General features: G+C 73.7%; 13 protein-coding genes. 3 read left to right on the top strand and 10 right to left on the bottom strand.

All coding sequences use genetic code 11. The features are described 5' to 3' along the window. Position 1: 1 nt before the first annotated feature. The 3 genes from AB0G35_RS21465 to lipB form a co-directional block, all read right to left on the bottom strand. On the bottom strand, positions 2 to 220 hold the full coding sequence (locus AB0G35_RS21465; RefSeq protein WP_360951595.1) for a hypothetical protein: 219 nt from the start codon (positions 218 to 220) through the stop codon (positions 2 to 4). 225 nt (positions 221 to 445) lie between these two features. Continuing rightward, the gene (lipA, locus tag AB0G35_RS21460; RefSeq protein ID WP_360951592.1) at positions 446 to 1,396 is read right to left on the bottom strand and encodes a lipoyl synthase; all 951 of its coding nucleotides are present in this window, start codon (positions 1,394 to 1,396) and stop codon (positions 446 to 448) included. 120 nt (positions 1,397 to 1,516) lie between these two features. Continuing rightward, a complete protein-coding gene (lipB, locus tag AB0G35_RS21455) occupies positions 1,517 to 2,344 on the bottom strand; it encodes a lipoyl(octanoyl) transferase LipB (protein ID WP_360951589.1) in 828 nt (275 codons plus the stop codon). A gap of 282 nt (positions 2,345 to 2,626) precedes the next feature. Here lipB and AB0G35_RS21450 point away from each other — a divergent pair, with 282 nt between their 5' ends. Then, on the top strand, positions 2,627 to 4,096 hold the full coding sequence (locus tag AB0G35_RS21450) for a regulator (protein ID WP_360951586.1): 1,470 nt from the start codon (positions 2,627 to 2,629) through the stop codon (positions 4,094 to 4,096). A gap of 57 nt (positions 4,097 to 4,153) precedes the next feature. Here AB0G35_RS21450 and AB0G35_RS21445 read toward each other — a convergent pair whose 3' ends face one another. The 3 genes from AB0G35_RS21445 to AB0G35_RS21435 all read right to left on the bottom strand — a co-directional run bounded on the left by AB0G35_RS21445 (position 4,154) and on the right by AB0G35_RS21435 (position 7,117). After that, the gene (locus AB0G35_RS21445; protein ID WP_360951583.1) at positions 4,154 to 5,395 is read right to left on the bottom strand and encodes an FAD-dependent oxidoreductase; all 1,242 of its coding nucleotides are present in this window, start codon (positions 5,393 to 5,395) and stop codon (positions 4,154 to 4,156) included. A gap of 237 nt (positions 5,396 to 5,632) precedes the next feature. Next, on the bottom strand, positions 5,633 to 6,523 hold the full coding sequence (locus tag AB0G35_RS21440; RefSeq protein ID WP_360951580.1) for a TIGR01777 family oxidoreductase: 891 nt from the start codon (positions 6,521 to 6,523) through the stop codon (positions 5,633 to 5,635). A gap of 75 nt (positions 6,524 to 6,598) precedes the next feature. Next, positions 6,599 to 7,117, bottom strand: coding sequence for a DUF4240 domain-containing protein (locus AB0G35_RS21435; protein ID WP_360951577.1), 519 nt, complete (start codon positions 7,115 to 7,117; stop codon positions 6,599 to 6,601). A gap of 325 nt (positions 7,118 to 7,442) precedes the next feature. On the opposite strand from AB0G35_RS21435, the gene AB0G35_RS21430 reads away from it, so the two are divergent. Both AB0G35_RS21430 and AB0G35_RS21425 read left to right on the top strand, forming a co-directional pair. Continuing rightward, a complete protein-coding gene (locus tag AB0G35_RS21430; RefSeq protein WP_360951574.1) occupies positions 7,443 to 9,383 on the top strand; it encodes a hypothetical protein in 1,941 nt (646 codons plus the stop codon). 499 nt (positions 9,384 to 9,882) lie between these two features. Further along, positions 9,883 to 10,797, top strand: a complete 915-nt coding sequence (locus tag AB0G35_RS21425; RefSeq protein ID WP_360951571.1) for an SDR family oxidoreductase — start codon at positions 9,883 to 9,885, stop codon at positions 10,795 to 10,797. 10 nt (positions 10,798 to 10,807) lie between these two features. Here the strand turns inward: AB0G35_RS21425 and AB0G35_RS21420 are convergent, their stop codons facing one another. The 4 genes from AB0G35_RS21420 to sucB form a co-directional block, all read right to left on the bottom strand. Beyond that, a complete protein-coding gene (locus AB0G35_RS21420; RefSeq protein WP_360951568.1) occupies positions 10,808 to 11,926 on the bottom strand; it encodes a WYL domain-containing protein in 1,119 nt (372 codons plus the stop codon). Positions 11,927 to 12,626: 700 nt separating this feature from the next. Further along, positions 12,627 to 15,314 carry a pyruvate dehydrogenase (acetyl-transferring), homodimeric type gene (gene aceE / locus AB0G35_RS21415; RefSeq protein ID WP_360951565.1) on the bottom strand — a complete coding sequence of 896 codons (2,688 nt, stop codon included), beginning with the start codon at positions 15,312 to 15,314 and terminating at the stop codon, positions 12,627 to 12,629. A 296-nt stretch (positions 15,315 to 15,610) separates the two neighbouring features. Next, positions 15,611 to 16,234: a GntR family transcriptional regulator gene (locus tag AB0G35_RS21410; RefSeq protein ID WP_030414848.1), complete on the bottom strand. Its 624-nt coding sequence runs from the start codon at positions 16,232 to 16,234 to the stop codon at positions 15,611 to 15,613. Between the two features lie 153 nt (positions 16,235 to 16,387). After that, positions 16,388 to 18,127 (bottom strand): 2-oxoglutarate dehydrogenase, E2 component, dihydrolipoamide succinyltransferase, encoded by a 1,740-nt coding sequence (gene sucB, locus AB0G35_RS21405; protein ID WP_360951562.1) that lies wholly within the window; start codon positions 18,125 to 18,127, stop codon positions 16,388 to 16,390. Positions 18,128 to 18,160 lie beyond the last annotated feature (33 nt).

The raw sequence follows: 18,160 nt of genomic DNA, 5'->3' as shown, positions 1-18,160 counted from the left end.
TTTACGTGGCGTGCGGGCGGCGGGTCGCCGCGGCCTCCAGTACGTATGCCGCCTCGTAACGGTCCTTGGCGCGCCGGCGGTCCTCCAGGACCGACGTCCAGGCGTTGCGGCGGGCGGTGCGCTGGCCGCCGCGCATCAGGACGGCCTCGACGGCACGCAGGGCACCGGTGACGGAAGGGACGGGGCGGGCGGGGATGGCGCGGAGCGGCGCGGCCTGCATGGTCAGTGACTCCCTCTGGCTGTTCGGAGAAGCAGGAGTGGTGTGGGAGCGGTGCGTGCATCCATCGTCACTCAACGGTGTTACCAACGGATGACCTGCCGGTCAAACACCAATGAAACATTGACGCGGCCCGCCACGCCCCCGTCCTGAGGGGAGTGCGGGCCGCGTGTTTCCCAGCATGTGCCACATTTCACAAGAAGGCGCGCCAGGGAGGTCCGACCGGGTTCAGACCGCCTGACTGGAGGCCTCGACCTCGCGCCGCTCGATGGCCTGCTGGTAAAGGCGGCCGGCGCGGTACGAGGAGCGGACCAGCGGGCCGGACATGACGCCCGCGTACCCGATCTCCTCGGCCTCCTCCTTGAGCTCCACGAACTCGGCCGGCTTGACCCAGCGCTCGATGGGGTGGTGCCGGACCGAGGGACGCAGGTACTGGGTGATCGTGATCAGCTCGCAGCCCGCGTCGTAGAGGTCCTGGAGGGCCTGGCTGATCTCCTCGCGCTCCTCGCCCATGCCCAGGATCAGGTTGGACTTGGTGACCAGGCCGGCCTCGCGGGCCTTGGTGATCACCTCCAGCGACCGCTCGTAACGGAAGCCGGGGCGGATCCGCTTGAAGATCCGCGGGACCGTCTCGACGTTGTGGGCGAGCACCTCCGGGCGGGAGGAGAAGACCTCGGCGAGCTGCTCGGGGACCGCGTTGAAGTCCGGGATCAGCAGCTCGACGCCGGTGCCGGGCATCACGGAGTGGATCTGCCGGACGGTCTCGGCGTACAGCCAGGCGCCGCCGTCCTCCAGGTCGTCACGCGCGACGCCGGTGATCGTGGCGTACTTCAGGCCCATGGTCTGCACGGACTCGGCGACCCGGCGCGGCTCGTCGCGGTCCAGCTCCTTGGGCTTGCCGGTGTCGATCTGGCAGAAGTCGCAGCGGCGGGTGCACTGCTCACCGCCGATGAGGAACGTCGCCTCGCGGTCCTCCCAGCATTCGAAGATGTTGGGGCAGCCCGCCTCCTGGCAGACCGTGTGCAGGCCCTCGCTCTTGACCAGGCCCTGGAGGTGGTTGTACTCGGGACCCATTTTCGCCCGGGTCTTGATCCACTCGGGCTTGCGCTCGATGGGGGTCTGGCTGTTCCGGACCTCCAGGCGCAACATCTTGCGTCCGTCGGGTGCGACTGCGGACACGACCGGCTCCCTACAACTTCGTTTCTTCGGCGCACACCAGGGTACGCCCGATAATTCGCACGTCCATACGTGCATGGCAACCCCAGGTCGCAGGGTTGCATTCCCGCACTGCCGGGGCGGTCAGACCGCCCGGGGCAGCAGCTCGGCGTTCTCCAGGACGTCGCGCAGATGCTTCTCCACCACGGGCAGCACCTCGGCGATGGTGATCTCCCGGCCCAGCTCACCGGCGAGCGAGGCCACCCCCGCGTCCCGGATGCCGCACGGCACGATCTTGTCGAACGAGGTGTTGTCCGGGTTCACGTTCAGCGAGAAGCCGTGCATCGTGACGCCCTTGGCGACCCGGATGCCGATCGCGGCGAGCTTGCGGTCCTCCCGGCGCTGGCCGGCGTTGGACGGCGCGTACTCCGGGCCGTTCAGCCGCGGGTCGAACAGCTCATCCGCCAGCCGCGGGTCGAAGTCCAGGTTCAGCCCGCCCAGGGCTCGCCGCTCCTCCATCGGGTCGCCCAGGATCCACACGCCGCTGCGGCCCTCGACCCGGGTGCCCTCGACGCCGAACTCGGCGCAGGCCCGGATCAGCGCCTCTTCCAGGCGGCGCACATGGGCGACGACGTCCACCGGGCGCGGCAGCTTCTGGATCGGGTAGCCGATCAGCTGGCCGGGGCCGTGCCAGGTGATCTTCCCGCCGCGGTCCACGTCGACGACCGGGGTGCCGTCCAGGGGGCGCTCGTCGTCGGACGTGCGCCGGCCCGCGGTGTAGACGGAGAGATGCTCCAGCAGCAGACAGGTGTCGGGCACCTCGTCCGCGAACCGGGCGGCGTGGATCCGGCGCTGCTCCTGCCAGGCCGACTCGTAGTCCACCGCGTCGGCCCCGAAGCCCAGGTGCACAAAGCGCAGCCCCTCGGGTGCGGGGGTCTCCCCCCGAGAGATCGCAGTCACGGCAGCTCCCATCCGAACCTCTGTTGCACTGTGCGGCAACGTTGATGCCTTTCGATGCGTTCGCGCCCCCAGCAACTGTACGGCGGCCGGATCCGGTTCCCGCAGGCGGCCGGTGTACCCACCAGCAACCACAGCCCCGTCCCTGCTCACACGATCGGATGAACGCGGGACGCAGGCCGCGAGAACGGCACCGAAGGCCGTTACATTCACGCCGTTCCAAGAGGGCGATGAGCATGCCGGACCGGGTGGGCCGAAACCGGCGCCCGGACCGGAAGGCAGGAGACCGTAAAGCTGATGACGGAACGACCCGCACACACTCCCAACCGACAGCTCGCCGCGCTCATCGCCGAGGCGGGCTTCTCCAACGCCGGTCTGGCCAGACGGGTTGATCAACTCGGCATCGAGCACGGCCTCGATCTCCGCTACGACAAGACCTCGGTCACCCGCTGGCTGCGCGGCCAGCAGCCCCGGGGCACCACCCCGGCGCTGATCGCGGAGGTCTTCACCCGCCGCCTCGGGCGCCGGCTGTCCGCCCAGGACCTCGGTCTGGACGCCTGTGCGCCGGTGTACGCCGGGCTGGAGTTCGCCGCGGGCCCCGGCGAGGCGGTGGACATCGTCAGCGGGCTGTGGCGCAAGGACTCCGGCAGCCACGCCGAGCTGCGCAAGATCGCCTTCACCCCGGCCGGGCTCGTGGTGCCCAGCCGCGACTGGCTGATCGGACGCCCCGACGAACGGGTGGCCCGCGGTGAGCCGGCCGGCGAGGGCGCGGCCGCCGCCGAGGCCCGGGTCCCCGTGCAGGGCGGCCGGGCCTCGGTGCCCCGGCAGCGCCGGACCACCGACCGGGTCGACCGCACCCAGGGCTCCAAGGTCACCTCCGGTGACATCGCCGCGCTGCGCTCGGTCGGCGAACTGTTCCGGGCGCTGGACCACGCCTACGGCGGCGGCCACGCCCGGCAGGCCCTGGTGCGCTACCTGGAGCACGAGGCCGAGCCGATGCTGCGCGGCACCTACGGCGAGACCACCGGCCGCCGGCTGTTCGCCGCGGTCGCCGATCTGACCCGGCTCGCGGGCTGGACCTCGTACGACATCGCCGCGCACGGCCTGGCGCAGCGGTACTTCGTCCAGGCACTGCGGCTGGCCCAGGCGGCCGGCGACCGGGCGTACGGCGCCTACGTCCTGGTGACGATGAGCCGGCAGGCCGTCTATCTGGGGCACGGCAGGGAGGCCGTCCAGCTGGCGCGCGTCGCCCAGCAGGGGATCGGCAGCGGCGCGCCGCCCGCCGTCCAGGCGCTGCTGCACTCCGCGGAGGCCCGTGGGCACGGCGTCATGGGCGAGGTCCGGGCCTGCACGGCGGCGCTGGCGCGCGCGGAACGGGCGCTGGAGACCGTCCGCCCCGGGGACGACACCCCGTACTGGGCCCGCTTCTTCGACGAGGCGCAGCTCGCCGACGAACTGGCGCACTGCCACCGCGATCTCCAGCAGTACCGCGCGGCCTCCCAGCACGCCGAGCGCTCCCTGCAGCTGCGCGCCGCCGGATTCGCCCGCAGCCGGCTGTTCTGCCGGGTGGTGCTGGCGACCGCACGGCTGGGCCTGGGCGAGCTGGAACAGGCCTGCACGCTCGGCGCGGAGGCGGCGCTCCAGGCGTCCGAAATGCGGTCGGTACGCGCCCATGAGTACGTCAGGGAGTTCGAGCGCCGCCTGGAGCCGTACCGGGACGCGGCGCCGGTGCGCGGCTACCGCGAGCGGATCGCCGCACTGGGCTGAGGAGCCGCACGGGAGCCGGGCCGGGCGGGGTGCGCAGGGCCCGGCCGGCCCCGGTGGTCAGGCCGCCGGGCGCAGCGCGTCCGGTTCGGTGGTGAGGGCCGGCAGCCCGAAGTCCGTCAGCAGGGCGCGGGCCGCCCGCCGGCCCGAGTTCAGCGCCCCCAGGAGCGTGCCGGCATCGCGGTGGTCGCCGCAGACGTAGAGCCCGGACAGCACCCGTACGGGGCGCTGCGGATCGTGCGGCGCCGGCATCGCCGGGACGGCGTACGGGTCGTGATGGCCGGTCAGCAGTTCCCAGTCGTCGGTGCGCGCCCCGTAGAGCCGCTCCAGCTGGGGCCGGACGGTCTTGTCGAGGACGGACAGCGGCAGCGCCGCCGCGGCGCCGAGCACGGTCGTGGTGATCAGCGGCCGGCCGGGCGGCGTACGGGACGGGTCGACCGCGCCGGCGCGGTAGCTGCAGGCGACCGGTCCGTCCACCGGCAGGATCGCCGCGGTGGCGTCCTTGGCCGGCCCGCCGCGGCCGCCGGGAGGGGCCGGGGCGGTGTGGTGCAGCACCGTCACCGGGTGGAAGGCGGGCACCCGCAGGCCCGGCAGGAGCTCGGCGGCGTCCCGCGCACCGGTGGCCAGCAGGACCGCCCGGCAGGGGATCCGGCCGTGCCCGGCCGTGTTGACGCCCGTGGTGGAGACCGAGGTGACCTGCACGGACGTACGGACCGTGCCGGGCGGCAGACCGGCCGCGAGCAGGTCGGGGACGGCCGAGGCGCCGCCGGCCGGCAGCCACAGCCGCCCGGCCTCCGCGTACCCGCGCAGCGCGAGCGCGGCGCCCCGGCTGGAGCCGCGCAGCCGCGGATCGCACAGCAGCATGCCCAGCAGCGGCCGCAGGAAGACGTCCGGGGCGCGGGGCGGGAAGGTGGGCCGGGTCGCCAGGGCGTCCTGGACCGGGCGGTCGGCGCGCGAGAGGGCGCGCGCCGCGGAGAGTGCGCCCCTTGTGCTCCGGGAGCCGCTGATGTGCTGCGCCCGCTGGCCGTTGTGGACGCTCAGTACGGGGGCGAACGGACGGAGCGTCAGATCTCCGAGGCCCGGCGTGCGGCGCAGCTCGGCGGCGGAGACGGCCAGCGGCCGGCCGCAGCGGTCCAGCCGGAAGCCGTCGAGCCGGTCGGTGGCGGACCGGCCGCCGATCCGTTCCGCGGCCTCCAGGACCGTCACGGACACCCCCGCGCCGGTCAGGTGGCGGGCCGCGGCGAGACCGGCCGGGCCGGCCCCCACGACGACGACGTCCACGGTCGATGCGGTGCGCAGCACATGGCCTCCCGAGGTCGGTCCCAGCGGCGGGTGCACGCATTGTCATGCCCTCTGAGGCCGCGGGGAATGCCGAGTGATGTGTGCGGAAAGGTAGGCATGCGCCGGCGCGTACGACAGGGGGCGCCCGGGGCGCGTCGAAGCGTCCTTCGTCACGGTTTGCCGGTGGGCGGGGGCGTCTAACGGGGCTGGACGGCACCCGCCGGCCCGGCCCTCAGACGACCGCGGCCCGACCGCCCCTCAGACGACCGCGGCCCGGACCGCCTCGACGATCCGCGGGTGCGTGAAGGTGAACCCGGACTCCAGCAGCCGCTTCGGTACGACCCGCTGGCTGCCCAGCACGTCCTCGGCGAACTCACCGAGGGCGACCCGCAGCACCGGCGCCGGGACGGAGAACAGCGTGGGCCGGTGCAGCACCCGGCCCATCACGGCGGTGACCTCCCGGTTGGTCACCGGCTCCGGCGCGGTGAGGTTGACCGGACCGGTCAGCTCCTCGGTGGCCAGGAGGTGGTGGAGCGCCGCGATGTGGTCGTGCAGGGAGATGAAGCTCCAGTACTGGCTGCCGTCGCCGAGCCGCCCGCCCAGCCCGAGCCGGAAGAGAGGGAAGAGCCGCCCCCAGGCACCGCCCGAGCGTGCCACGACCAGGCCGGTGCGGGCGAAGACGGTGCGGATGCCCGCGTCCCGGGCGGGCTGCGCGGCGGCCTCCCAGTCCACGCACACCTCCGGCAGGAAACCGTGGCCGGCCGGCGCGCTCTCGTCCGTCCGCCGGTCCCCGGTGTCCCCGTAGTAGCCGATCGCACTGCCCGAGACGAAGACCCGCGGCGGGACGTCCATCGAGGCGAGCGCCTCCGCCAGGGCCCGGGTGCCGAGCACCCGGCTGTCGCGGATCTGCTGTTTGTACGCGGTGGTCCAGCGGTGGTCGCCGACGCCCGCGCCGGCGAGGTGGACCACCGCCTCGCAGCCGGTCAGCCCCGCGGTGTCGACCTGCTGCCGCTCGGGGTCCCAGCGCACCTCGTCGGCGGCCGCCGGGGCGCGCCGGACGAGCCGGACGACGTCGTGGCCGTCCGTGCGCAGGGACCGTACGAGGGCCGTGCCGATGAGTCCGGTCGAGCCGGTGATCGCGATCCGCATGGGCCCATACTGCCCGGGCCCGGCGCCAGGCGACGACAACTCCCCGGCGGGGGAGCCGAGTCGCCTCCGGCCGGGCTATGGCCGGAAACGGTCCCAGAGGAGGGGGAAGCGCTCGGCCAGGGTCTCGTCGTCGTCGAAGTCGACGTACCTGCCGAGCGGTTCACGGGGCGGCGGGGGCAGCTCCAGGTCCGGCATCGACCCGCCGGTCATCTGCTCGTACGCCTCGTCGGCCGCGTACCCCACCTCCTCGGCGTCCCCGTCGACCGACTCGTCGAAGTCGTCGAGGAGCTCGGCGAGCTGGTCCGGGTCGTGCACCCCGCCCTCGAAGACCTCCCGGCCCTGGGCGATCAGCCAGCAGCGGAAGTAGTCGAACGCGTCGTCGCTGCAGCCGTCCAGCAGGACCGCGGCCGCCGCCCACAGGTCCCAGGTGTACGCCCGGTTGTAGCGGGACTCGAAGTGGCGGGCGAAGTCCACGACGGCGTCCGGGTCGCGCCTGAGCAGCCGCTCGACCAGCGCGTCGGCCTGCTCCTCGGGATCACCCTCGGCCGCCTCGCGCGAGTCGTCGATCAGCTCCCAGAACTCCGTCTCGTCCATCACCGCTCCAGCATCTGCCCTGCCTGGGTGTGCCGCATGCGGAGTCCCCCGGATGCTGCCGCGCCGTCGTCCGGGCCGGAGGGTGGCCGGAGGGTGGCCGGGCGCGGGCCGCCGGCCGGGGCGGGGAACGGGGGATGAGCAGGCAGGGAGCGGGCGGACGGGCGGGCCCGGCGCGGACGGTGGCCGGGAGCGCGCGGGCCGGGCGGGCCGCCGGGTGACCGCCCCAAGAATCACTCGTTGGAAGGCGTGCAACAACCGAACGACGGCATACACGGCATAGTCGGTAAATCTGCCAATTTCTGAAGGGCTGTTTCAGGCCATGCCCATGGACGAACGCACCCGGGCCGACGTCGAACGGGCCGAGGCGGCCCTCGTCGAGCACTACCCCCGGCTGGTCCGCCTCGCCTACCTCGTCCTGCCCCCGTCGATGGGCCGCCACCGCCGGGTGCTCACCGCGCACGGCCTGGTCCAGCGGGCACTGCCGCGCACCGGCCGCCGGCGCCACCCGGACGGCGGGCTGCCGGCCCAGCGCGGCCCGCTGCCCGAGAACGGCTATGACCTGGTACGGCTGCGCACCCTGCGGCTGGCCCTGGCGCACGAGGGCCGGGCCGGCCGGGGACTGCCCGCGGTGCCCCAGGTCTGGGGCCTGCGCCTGTTCCCCCGGGCCGGCGGCGCCGACGAACTCGCCCTGGACCAGGCGCTGTCCGCCGTCCCGGCGTCGGTCCGGGCCGCCATCGGACTGTGGCAGCTGGAGGGCCTGGACGAGGACGCGGTACGGGCGCTGCTGGACCGGGCCGGGGTCACCGACCCGGAGGCCGCGCAGCGGGCGGCCGAGCAGCTGGACCGGGACACCGGCGCGGGCGCCGCGGCGCTGCTGAACTCCGGGGAGTTCGACCCCTGTACGGTGCAGACCCGGCCGACGGACCTGCTGCGCCGCCGGCAGCGGCTGCGGGCCGCGGTGGCGCTGGCGGCCGTCGCGGCGATCGGCGCGGTGGTCGCCGTGGTGCCGCGCGGCGCGGACCCGGTGGGCCGGCCGCCGACCCTCGCCCAGCAGGCGCTGGACCCCACGAAGCTGCTGCGCACCCCCACCGAGCAGTGGTCCGACACCGCACGGGTGGACTTCACCGCCTGGCCCGCGCGCGGGCGGCAGGCCGGCGACAAGGAACTCCTGGGCCGGGCGCTGCGGGCCTGGGCGGCACCGCCCGCCGACGCCCGGATCACCGCGTCCGCCGACACCTCCACCCGCCCGCCCGACCACCCGCCGCAGCTGCTGTACGCCGGTCTGATCGACAACGTCATGGTGGTCGTCCTGTACGACGGGGAACGGCTGGTCCGCTACGCCGAACCCGAAGACGCCACCGTCACCCTGCACTTCGCGCGGGTGGACGGCGCGGATCTGACGACCGGCGCCGCGCTGGTGATCGGCCGCGGCAACGGCTGGATGCGCTATCTGCTCGCCCCCTGGATCTCCGACGTCGCCGCCCGCGACCTGCTGGCGCCGGGCGCCCCGCCGCGCGGGCTGCACGTCGCCCCGGACGGCGTCACCGACCGGATCCCGCTCCCCCCGCAGGCGGGCGGCGGCTGCGGGCACTGGCCGGTGGCGCAGTTCCGCCCCTCCACACGGATCGGGGCGCCGGCCCCGCCCTTCCTGCTGGCCGACCTCAACGACCTCGTCCCGGTCCATCTCACCTACGTACCGCCGCCGCCCGCCGGCGCGGCGGGCCCGGTCGCCGGGCAGCGCGAGGCCACCGACCCGGCGGCGCTGCAGACCTGGGCCCGCACGGCGTGCGGGCTGGGTGCGCTGCGCGGCGCCGGCGTACGGTCCGTCAGCAACTGGGCGTTCGCCGTGCAGCACCTCCCCGAGGGCGGGGGCAGCGCGACCTGGGTGTGCACCCGCGCCGACACCTGGCGCGGACCCGGGAGCGCGACCGTCCGCTTCCTGCCGCCGACCGTACGGCCGGACGACCCCGGCCGGATCGCCGGCCGGTCCGACGGCACCGCCGCCTGCAGCCGCTACGGCCCACACGTCGTCGGGGCCGTCCCCTGGCGCTCGCCGTCCGGGAAGTCGTACCTGCTGGCGGCGGGCAGCCCGGACGTCGCCGCCCTCGACGCCACCGGCGCCCTGCGGACCACCGCCCGGGGCACCACCCTCGCCGCTCCGGCACCGGGCCCGGACTCCGGCCCGTCCCCCGTGGCGGAGGTCGTCGGACGGCTGCGGGACGGGGGGAGCGTGCGGGAGTTCCGGGGCGGAGTCCGTAAGGGGTGAGCTCGCGATGCTCTGCCCCTCCCGCCCGCATGTCTGCCCCACGAATACCGGACGGCACGAATGCCGGAGGGCAGGAATGCCGGGCGGCAGGAATGCCGGAGGGCACGAACAACCGGTCAGCACGAATACCGGACAGAAGGTGTCGGGATTCGCTGTCAGGGTCGCGGTGCGCGGGCGCGGGGCCAGCACTGGTGGGCCGCGGGTCCGGCGATCGGCACCTGACAGTGGGGAGTGGAAAAACATGACGAGTGGGCACGCGACGAACGGTGACCCGGCGGGTGGAAGCGCGTCCGGCGGAAACGCGTCGGGCGGGAACGTGACGAGTGGACACGTGACGAGTGGACACGCGACGAACGGTGACCTGGCGGGCGGCAGCGCGTTGGCCAGGAACGTGTCGGCCGGGAACGCGTCGGGTGGGCACGCGGCCGGCGGGACCTCGGCCGGCCGGACTGCGAGCGGTGGAAACGCGGTCTCCGCGAGCGCGGGGCCGGACCGGCCCGTGACCGCGTCGCTGACCGGGCGGGTGGCGCTGGTCGCCGGGGCGACCCGGGGCGCGGGCCGGGCGATGGCCGTGGAACTGGGCCGGGCGGGCGCGCTGGTGTACGTCACCGGGCGGACGACCCGCGACCGGGTCAGCGAGGTGGGTCGCCCCACGGAGACGATCGAGCAGACCGCGGAGCTGGTGACCGCGGCCGGCGGGACCGGCATCGCCGTACCGACCGACCATCTGGAGCCGGCGCAGGTCCAGGCGCTGATCGAGCGCATCGACCGGGAGCAGGGGCGGCTGGACGTCCTGGTCAACAGCGTCTGGGGCGGCGACCGGTTGCTCGAATTCAACACCAAGCTCTGGGACCTCGACCTGGCCAACGGCCTGCGGATGTTCCGCCTCGGCGTCGACACCCACGTCATCACCAGCCATTACGCGCTGCCGCTGATGAACCGGCGGCCCGGCGCGTTGCTGGTCGAGGTCACCGACGGCACCGCCTCCTTCAACCGCACCTACCGCGAGAACCTCTGCTTCGACCTCACGAAGAACGCCCCGCACCGCATCGCCTTCGGCCTCGCTGCCGAGGTGAAGGACCTGGGCGGCACGGTGGTGTCCCTCACCCCCGGTTTCCTGCGGTCCGAGGAGATGCTGGACCACTTCGGGGTGACCGAGGAGACCTGGCGCGATGCGGTGGCCAAGGAACCGCACTTCGCGATCGCCGAGTCACCGGCCCTGATCGGCCGGGCCGTACGGGCGCTGGCCGCCGACCCCGACAAGGCGCGCTGGACCGGCCGGTCGCTCTCCAGCGGCCAGTTGGCGAAGGAGTACGACTTCACCGACACGGACGGCTCCCGCCCCGACTGCTTCGGCTACTTCGAGGACGTGGTCTTCGGCGGAAAGGACGCGACCGCGGCCGACTACCGCTAGGAGGTATCCCCTACGACGAGACCCGGGCCGGAGGAGTCCCCTGGATCGGGGGCCCTTGAGCCGGAGTTCCTTGGGCTGGAGCCTCCTGGATCGGGGTTCCTTGAGCCGGAGTTCCCTGGACCGGAGTCTTGTCGTACAGGGCGGCCGTCCGGCGGGCGGCCGCCGCGAAGCGTTCGCGCAGCGCGGCGGGTGCGAGGACCTCGCCCTCCGGGCCGAGGGCCAGCAGCTGGGCGTAGGCGACCTCGTCGGACTCCACGGGCAGGGTGACGGTCAGCCGGCCGTGCGCGTCCGGGCCGCCGGCGGCCAGCGCCGTGTCGATCGCCTCACGGGCCGCCGCGCGCTCGGTGACATGCGGCAGGATGCGTATGCCGCGTTCGGAGAGGCGGAGCACCACCTCGGCGCGGAGGATCGAGCGGGCGAACTGCGCGGCCCGCTCGGCCCAGAACGCCGGCAGGTCGAACGACTCGTCCCGCTCGAAGGCGCCGGGCTCGTCGCTCCTCACCTCCACGGCGGTGAACCGGTCCACGCGGTACACCCGGAAGTCCCCCTGCGCCCGCGCCGCCAGATACCACACGCCCGCCTTCAGTACCAGCCCGTACGGCTCCAACTCCCGCCGTACTTCGGTCGGTTGGGCATCGTCGTTCGCCTTCCTCCGGTAGCGAGCGACGATCCGGAGATCGGACCACACCGCCTCGGCGAGGGCGGGCAGCAGATCGGGTGTTGCCGGCTCCTGATACCACGCGGGGGCGTCGAGGTGGAAGCGCTGGGCGGCGCCCTCGGCGGCGTCCCGCAGCTCCGGCAGGAGGGCGGCGGAGACCTTCAGCCGGGCGGCGGAGGCGGCGTCCGCGAGCCCCATCTCGCGCAGCGCGGACGGCACTCCGGAGAGGAACAGGGCCTCCGCCTCGCTACGGCCCAGTCCGGTGAGCCGGGTGCGGTACCCGCCTATCAGGCGGTACCCACCGGCCCGGCCCCGGTCGGCGTACACGGGCACGCCGGCCTCGGAGAGGGAGAGCACGTCCCGCGCGACCGTACGCTCGGACACCTCAAGCTCCCGCGCCAGCTCGGCCCCGGTCATCGACGGGCGCGACTGGAGCAGCAACACCATCTTGATCAGCCGGGCAGCACGCATGCCTTCATGATGCCGGGGACCACTGACAACGCCGGGCTTGCGGCCCCCAGCAGGCCTCGCCGGCCCCCGGCAGGCCACACCCCGCCGGCCCCCCCCGCAGGTCATACCTCGCGGGGCCATGGCGGGCCGCACTACGGCGCGCCACACCGCGGCGGCCCCCTGCGTGCCACGCCGCGCCTGTCGCCGCGGGGGTGCGGGGGTGTGGGGGTGCGTGGTGCGGGCCCGGACGCCCGCAGGCGGAGCAGCGCATTCCGCACCACTACACCCGCCCACCCCCCGAAGGGGGGTGGGCGGCGGGGAACAAGCGGGGGAGGGGAAGCGGGGGGAGCGGGGAAAAAGCGGGGGAGGGGAAGCGGAGGGGAAGCGGGGAAAAAGCGGTGGAGGAGCGGGGAAAAATGCAGGGATAAAGCAGGGAAAAGCATGAGAAGGCCCGGCCGTTGTCAGGGCGTGACCGGCCGGGCCGTGGGTTCCCGTGCGGAGGTTCCGGGCGCGGGTGGGTGACCTCCGCACGGGAGTATGGGGCGCCCTCAAGGGGGCGGTGGTGCGCCCGCGTCAGGCGAGTGGTGAGCCTGGGACGACGGGCAGGTGGTGCGCCCGCCCGAAGGGGCGGGGCGCGCCGCGGCCGTCGGAGGGCCGCTCCGCCGCGGGCGGCGCCGAACGGCCGGTGTCGGCCGGCCCGGTGCCGCCGTCCGCGGGCCGGTCAGAAGCCGTAGCGGTCGCGGGCCTCCTTGACCGAGGAGGCCGGGACGTCGCCGCGGCGGGCGAGTTGGGCCAGTGCGGCGACCACGAGCGACTCGGCGTCGACGCCGAAGTGGCGGCGGGCCGCGTCGCGGGTGTCGGACAGGCCGAAGCCGTCCGCGCCGAGGGAGGAGTAGTCCTGCTCGACCCACTGCGCGATCTGGTCCGGGACCTGGCGCATGTAGTCGCTGACGGCCAGGACCGGGGTCTCGACGCCGCTGAGCACCTCGCGGAGGTACGGGGTGCGCTGCTCGCCGCGCAGCGTGGCCTCGTCGGCCGCCATCGCGTCGCGCCGCAGCTCCGTCCAGGAGGTCGCGGACCACACGTCGGCGGCCACGCCCCACTCCTCGGCGAGCATCTGCTGGGCCTTGAGCGCCCAGTGGATCGCGGTGCCGGAGGCCACCAGCTGGATCCCCGGGGCATCGGCGGGCACCGTGGCGCCCGCCGTGGCCGCGGTGTTGAAGCGGTACAGACCGCGGACGATGCCCTCGTCGACGCCCTCCGGCTTGGCCGGCTGGGGCATCGGCTCGTTGTAGACCGTGAGGTAGTAGAAGACGTTCGGGTCCTCGCCGGGGGCGCTCTCGCCGTACATGCGGCGCAGGCCGTCCTTGACGATCGCCGCGACCTCGTACGCGAACGCCGGGTCGTACGTCAGTGCCGCCGGGTTCGTGGCCGCGATCATCGGCGAGTGGCCGTCGGCGTGCTGCAGGCCCTCGCCGGTGAGCGTGGTCCGTCCGGCCGTCGCGCCGACGAGGAAGCCCTTGCCGAGCTGGTCGCCGAGCTGCCACATCTGGTCGGCGGTGCGCTGCCAGCCGAACATCGAGTAGAAGATGTAGAAGGGGATCATCGTCTCGCCGTGCGTGGCGTACGCGGTGGCGGCGGCGATGAAGTCCGCCATCGAACCGGCCTCGGTGATGCCCTCGTTGAGGATCTGGCCGTCCTTGGCTTCCTTGTAGTACATCAGCTGGTCGCGGTCGACCGGCTCGTACGTCTGGCCCTTGGGGGAGTAGATACCGAGGGACGGGAAGAGCGACTCCATGCCGAAGGTGCGGGCCTCGTCGGGGACGATCGGCACCCAGCGCTTGCCGGTCTGCTTGTCGCGGATGAGGTCCTTGACCAGGCGGACGAAGGCCATGGTCGTGGCCACGGACTGGTTGCCGGAGCCCTTGTCGAAGGCGGCGAAGGCCTTGTCGGCCGGGGCCGGCAGCGGTGCGAGGGGGTGCGAGCGGCGGGCCGGGGCCGGGCCGCCCAGTTCCGCGCGGCGCTCCTGGAGGTAGCGGACCTCCGGGGAGTCGGCGCCCGGGTGGCCGTAGGGGACCTGGCCGTCGGCGAAGTCGCTGTCGGAGATGGGGAGTTCGAGCAGGTCGCGCATGACCTTGAACTCGTCCACCGTCAGCTTCTTCATCTGGTGGTTGGCGTTCTTGGACTCGAAACCCTTGCCGAGGGTGAAGCCCTTGACCGTCTGCGCGAGGATCACGGTCGGGGCGCCCTTGTGCTCCATCGCGGCCTGGTACGCCGCGTACACCTTGCGCGGCTCGTGGCCGCCGCGCGAGAGGTGGAAGCACTCCAGGATCTTGTCGTCGGAGAGCAGCCCCGCCATCTCGACGAGGGCGGGCTCGGCGCCGAAGAAGTGGTCGCGGATGTACGCCGCGTCGCGGGTCGCGTAGGTCTGGAACTGGGCGTCCGGCACCTCGCGGAGCCGGCGGGCCAGCGCGCCGGTGGTGTCGAGCTGGAAGAGCTCGTCCCAGGCGGATCCCCACAGCGTCTTGACGACGTTCCAGCCGGCGCCGCGGAACTGGGCCTCCAGCTCCTGCACGATCTTGAAGTTGGCGCGGACCGGGCCGTCCAGGCGCTGCAGGTTGCAGTTGATGACGAAGGTGAGGTTGTCCAGGCCCTCACGGGAGGCGAGCGCGAGTGCGGCGGTCGACTCCGGCTCGTCCATCTCGCCGTCGCCCAGGAATGCCCAGACGTGCGAGTCGGAGACGTCCTTGATGCCGCGGTGGGTCAGGTAGCGGTTGAAGCGCGCCTGGTAGATGGCCGACAGCGGGCCGAGGCCCATCGACACCGTGGGGAACTCCCACAGCCAGGGCAGCCGCCGCGGGTGCGGGTAGGACGGGATGCCCTTGCCGCCGGCCTCGCGGCGGAAGTGGTCGAGGTGCTCCTCGGTGAGGCGGCCGTCGAGGAAGGCGCGGGCGTAGATGCCGGGCGCGGCGTGGCCCTGGATGTAGAGCTGGTCGCCGCTGCCGTCGCCCTCCTTGCCGCGGAAGAAGTGGTTGAAGCCGGTCTCGTAGAGCCAGGCCGCGGAGGCGAAGGTCGCGATGTGGCCGCCGACGCCGTACTTGGCGCCGCGGGAGACCATCGCGGCCGCGTTCCAGCGGTTCCAGGCGGCGATCCTGGCCTCCATCGCCGCGTCGCCCGGAACGGCGGGCTCGGCGGCGGTGGGGATGGTGTTGAGGTAGTCGCTCTCCAGGAGCTGGGGGAGCGCGAGCCCCGACTGCTCCAGGGTGCGGCGCATCAGGTAGGCGGCGCGATGCGGGCCCGCCGCCTTGGTGACGGCGTCGAGCGACTCGCGCCACTCGGCCGTCTCCTCGGGGTCGCGGTCCGGGAGCTGGTCGAGCTGGCTGTACGGCAGGCGCACGGGGTCGGGCATGGGTGGCCCCTTTCCGGACGGGTGGGAAGCTCGGGGGTGCCGTCGAGAGCGGGCCGCGCACGTGGGCGGCGGCGGGCTCTCGACGGCACCCGGAATGCGAGTGCGGCAGTTTCGGCAGGCAGGGTGTCGCGCCCCGTCGGAAGACGATACGCCCCTGATCGATGATCGATCAACGCTCAGCGAGGGAAAAACCGCAGGTCGGCACGGGGTGTCGCGATTTCGGGCACTCGGTGCCAGCCCGGAGGTGCCCTCCGATACGCCCCGCCGGACCCCTCGGACCTGCCCGGCGCGCCCGCTCAGACCCTCGGTGCGCAGCTCAGCACGTGTGTCTTGAGCAGCGTGCCGATCTTCGGGTCGCGCCGCCGGAACGCGTCGACGATCTCCTGGTGGTCCTGGGCGTGCGAGCGCTGCTCCGGGCTGAACCAGCGGATCGACAGCGCCGTCCAGACCTCGATGCCCAGCGACTCCCAGGTGTGCAGCAGCACCGCGTTGCCGGCCGCCCGCACGATCTCCCGGTGGAACGCCACGGTGTGCCGCACCTGCGCCTCCCCGTCGCCCGCCAGGTCCGCCTCACGCAGTGCCGCCACCTCCCGCTCCAGCGCCGCGGTGTCCTCCGCCAGCCGCCCGGCGGCCAGCTCCGCCGCGACCTGCTCCAGCCCGGCCCGCACCGGGTAGCTCTCCTTGAGGTCGGCCGCGGTCAGGTTCCGGACCCGTACGCCCTTGTTGGGCGCCGACTCGATCAGCCGCAGCGACTCCAGTTCGCGCAGCGCCTCCCGCACGGGCGTCTGGCTGACCTCCAACTCCACCGCGATCCGCCGCTCGACGATCCGCTCGCCCGGCTGCCAGCGGCCGCTGACGATCCCCTCAAGGATGTGCTCGCGGATCTGCTCGCGCAGCGAATGGACGACGGGCGGGGTCATGACGTGCTCCTTCAGAGCGGGTGGTGACGCGGCTGGTGGCGAGGGGGCCATTATCCGGGACGGCGGCATGCGGAAGGGCCGGCCCCGGTCCGTACGGACGCCGTACGGACCGGGGCCGGCCCCTGTTACACGCCTACCGGGTGGCTGCCGGACTCAGAGACCGATCTCGGTCTCGAACTCGGCGGCCTCCAGGATCTGCTTGACCGTGGTCAGGTAGCGGGCGGCGTCGGCGCCGTCCACCAGACGGTGGTCGTAGGAGAGCGCGAGGTAGGTCATGTCGCGCACCGCGATGGTCTCGCCCAGGTCCGGGTGGTTGATGACCACCGGACGCTTGACGGTCGCGCCGATGCCCAGGATGCCGACCTGGTTCGGGGGCACGATCACGGTGTCGAACAGCGCGCCGCGCGACCCGGTGTTGGAGATCGTGAAGGTCGCACCGGAGAGCTCGTCCGGGGTGATCTTGTTGGCCCGGACCTTGCCCGCCAGCTCCGCGGTCTTGCGGGCGATACCGGCGATGTTGAGGTCGCCCGCACCCTTGATGACCGGGGTCATCAGGCCCTTCTCCGCGTCCACCGCGATACCGATGTTCTCGGTGTCGAAGTAGGTGATGGTGCCCTCGTCCTCGTTGATCCGGGCGTTGACGACCGGGTGGGCCTTCAGCGCCTGGACGGCGGCCTTGACGAAGAACGGCATCGGGGAGAGCTTGACGCCCTCACGCTGCGCGAAGGCGTCCTTGGCCTTGTTGCGCATCCGCATGATCGCGGTGATGTCCACCTCGACCACGGAGGTCAGCTGCGCCTGGCCGTGCAGGGCCTTCATCATGTTGTCGCCGATGACCTTGCGCATCCGCGGCATCTTGACGGTCTGACCGCGCAGCGGCGAGACCTCAAGGGCCGGGGCCTTCGGCGCGGCGGCAGCCGGGGCGGCGGCCGGCGCGGCGGCCTTGGCGGCCTCGGCGGCGGCGATGACGTCCTGCTTGCGGATCCGGCCACCGACACCGGTGCCCTTGACCGTGGCGAGGTCGACGCCGCTCTCCGCGGCGAGCTTGCGCACCAGCGGGGTGACGTAGGCGCCCTCGCCCTCACCGGCGGCCGGGGCCGGGGTGACGGGCGCCGGGGCGGCCGGAGCCGGAGCCGGCGCGGGGGCCGGAGCCGGAGCGGCGGGGGCGGCCGGGGCGGCAGCCGCCGGGGCCGGGGCCGGAGCGGCCGGGGCGGGCGCCGGAGCCGGGGTGGGCTCGGGAGCGGGAGCCGGGGCGGCCGGAGCCGGGGCGGCCGGGGCCGCGCCCTTGGCGCCGATGACGGCGAGCTTCGCGCCGACCTCGGCGGTCTCGTCCTCGCCGACCACGATCTCCAGCAGGGTGCCGGAGGCCGGCGCCGGGATCTCGGTGTCGACCTTGTCGGTGGAGACCTCCAGCAGCGGCTCGTCGGCCGAGACCTCCTCGCCGACCTCCTTCAGCCAGCGGGTGACGGTGCCCTCGGTGACGCTCTCGCCGAGCGCGGGGAGGACGACGTCCGTGCCCTCGGCACCGCCCGCGGGGGCGGCGGCGGGGGCCGGGGCCTCGGCAGCCGGGGCCGGAGCCGCGGCGGGCTCGGGCTGCGCGGCCGGGGCGGGCGCCTCGGCGGCGGCCGGGGCCGGGGCAGCAGCCGGCGCACCGGTGCCGTCGTCGATCACGGCCAGCTCGGCGCCGACCTCAACGGTCTCGTCCTCGGCCACCTTGATGGAGGTCAGGACGCCGGCGGAGGGGGCCGGGATCTCGGTGTCGACCTTGTCGGTCGACACCTCCAGCAGGGGCTCGTCGGCCTCTACGCGCTCACCCTCGGCCTTCAGCCAGCGAGTGACGGTGCCCTCGGTGACGCTCTCGCCGAGCGCCGGAAGGGTTACGGAAACCGCCATGGTTTCGGTTGCTCCTTACGAATTGCAGGATGT

Origin of the sequence: Streptomyces sp. NPDC021749, from assembly GCF_040640655.1 — a bacterium.
Taxonomy (GTDB): Bacteria; Actinomycetota; Actinomycetes; order Streptomycetales; family Streptomycetaceae; genus Streptomyces.
Note: the sequence above shows the minus strand (reverse complement) of the source record. Positions and strands in the feature narration are given on the sequence as shown.

Coding starts and splice junctions, on each gene's coding strand:
- AB0G35_RS21430 (WP_360951574.1), top strand. CDS start 7,443: ATGGACGAACGCACCCGGGCCGACGTCGAACGGGCCGAGGCGGCCCTC.
- aceE (WP_360951565.1), bottom strand. CDS start 15,314: ATGCCCGACCCCGTGCGCCTGCCGTACAGCCAGCTCGACCAGCTCCCG.
- AB0G35_RS21435 (WP_360951577.1), bottom strand. CDS start 7,117: ATGGACGAGACGGAGTTCTGGGAGCTGATCGACGACTCGCGCGAGGCG.
- lipB (WP_360951589.1), bottom strand. CDS start 2,344: ATGGGAGCTGCCGTGACTGCGATCTCTCGGGGGGAGACCCCCGCACCC.
- AB0G35_RS21410 (WP_030414848.1), bottom strand. CDS start 16,234: ATGACCCCGCCCGTCGTCCATTCGCTGCGCGAGCAGATCCGCGAGCAC.
- AB0G35_RS21450 (WP_360951586.1), top strand. CDS start 2,627: ATGACGGAACGACCCGCACACACTCCCAACCGACAGCTCGCCGCGCTC.
- AB0G35_RS21440 (WP_360951580.1), bottom strand. CDS start 6,523: ATGCGGATCGCGATCACCGGCTCGACCGGACTCATCGGCACGGCCCTC.
- AB0G35_RS21465 (WP_360951595.1), bottom strand. CDS start 220: ATGCAGGCCGCGCCGCTCCGCGCCATCCCCGCCCGCCCCGTCCCTTCC.
- sucB (WP_360951562.1), bottom strand. CDS start 18,127: ATGGCGGTTTCCGTAACCCTTCCGGCGCTCGGCGAGAGCGTCACCGAG.
- AB0G35_RS21420 (WP_360951568.1), bottom strand. CDS start 11,926: ATGCGTGCTGCCCGGCTGATCAAGATGGTGTTGCTGCTCCAGTCGCGC.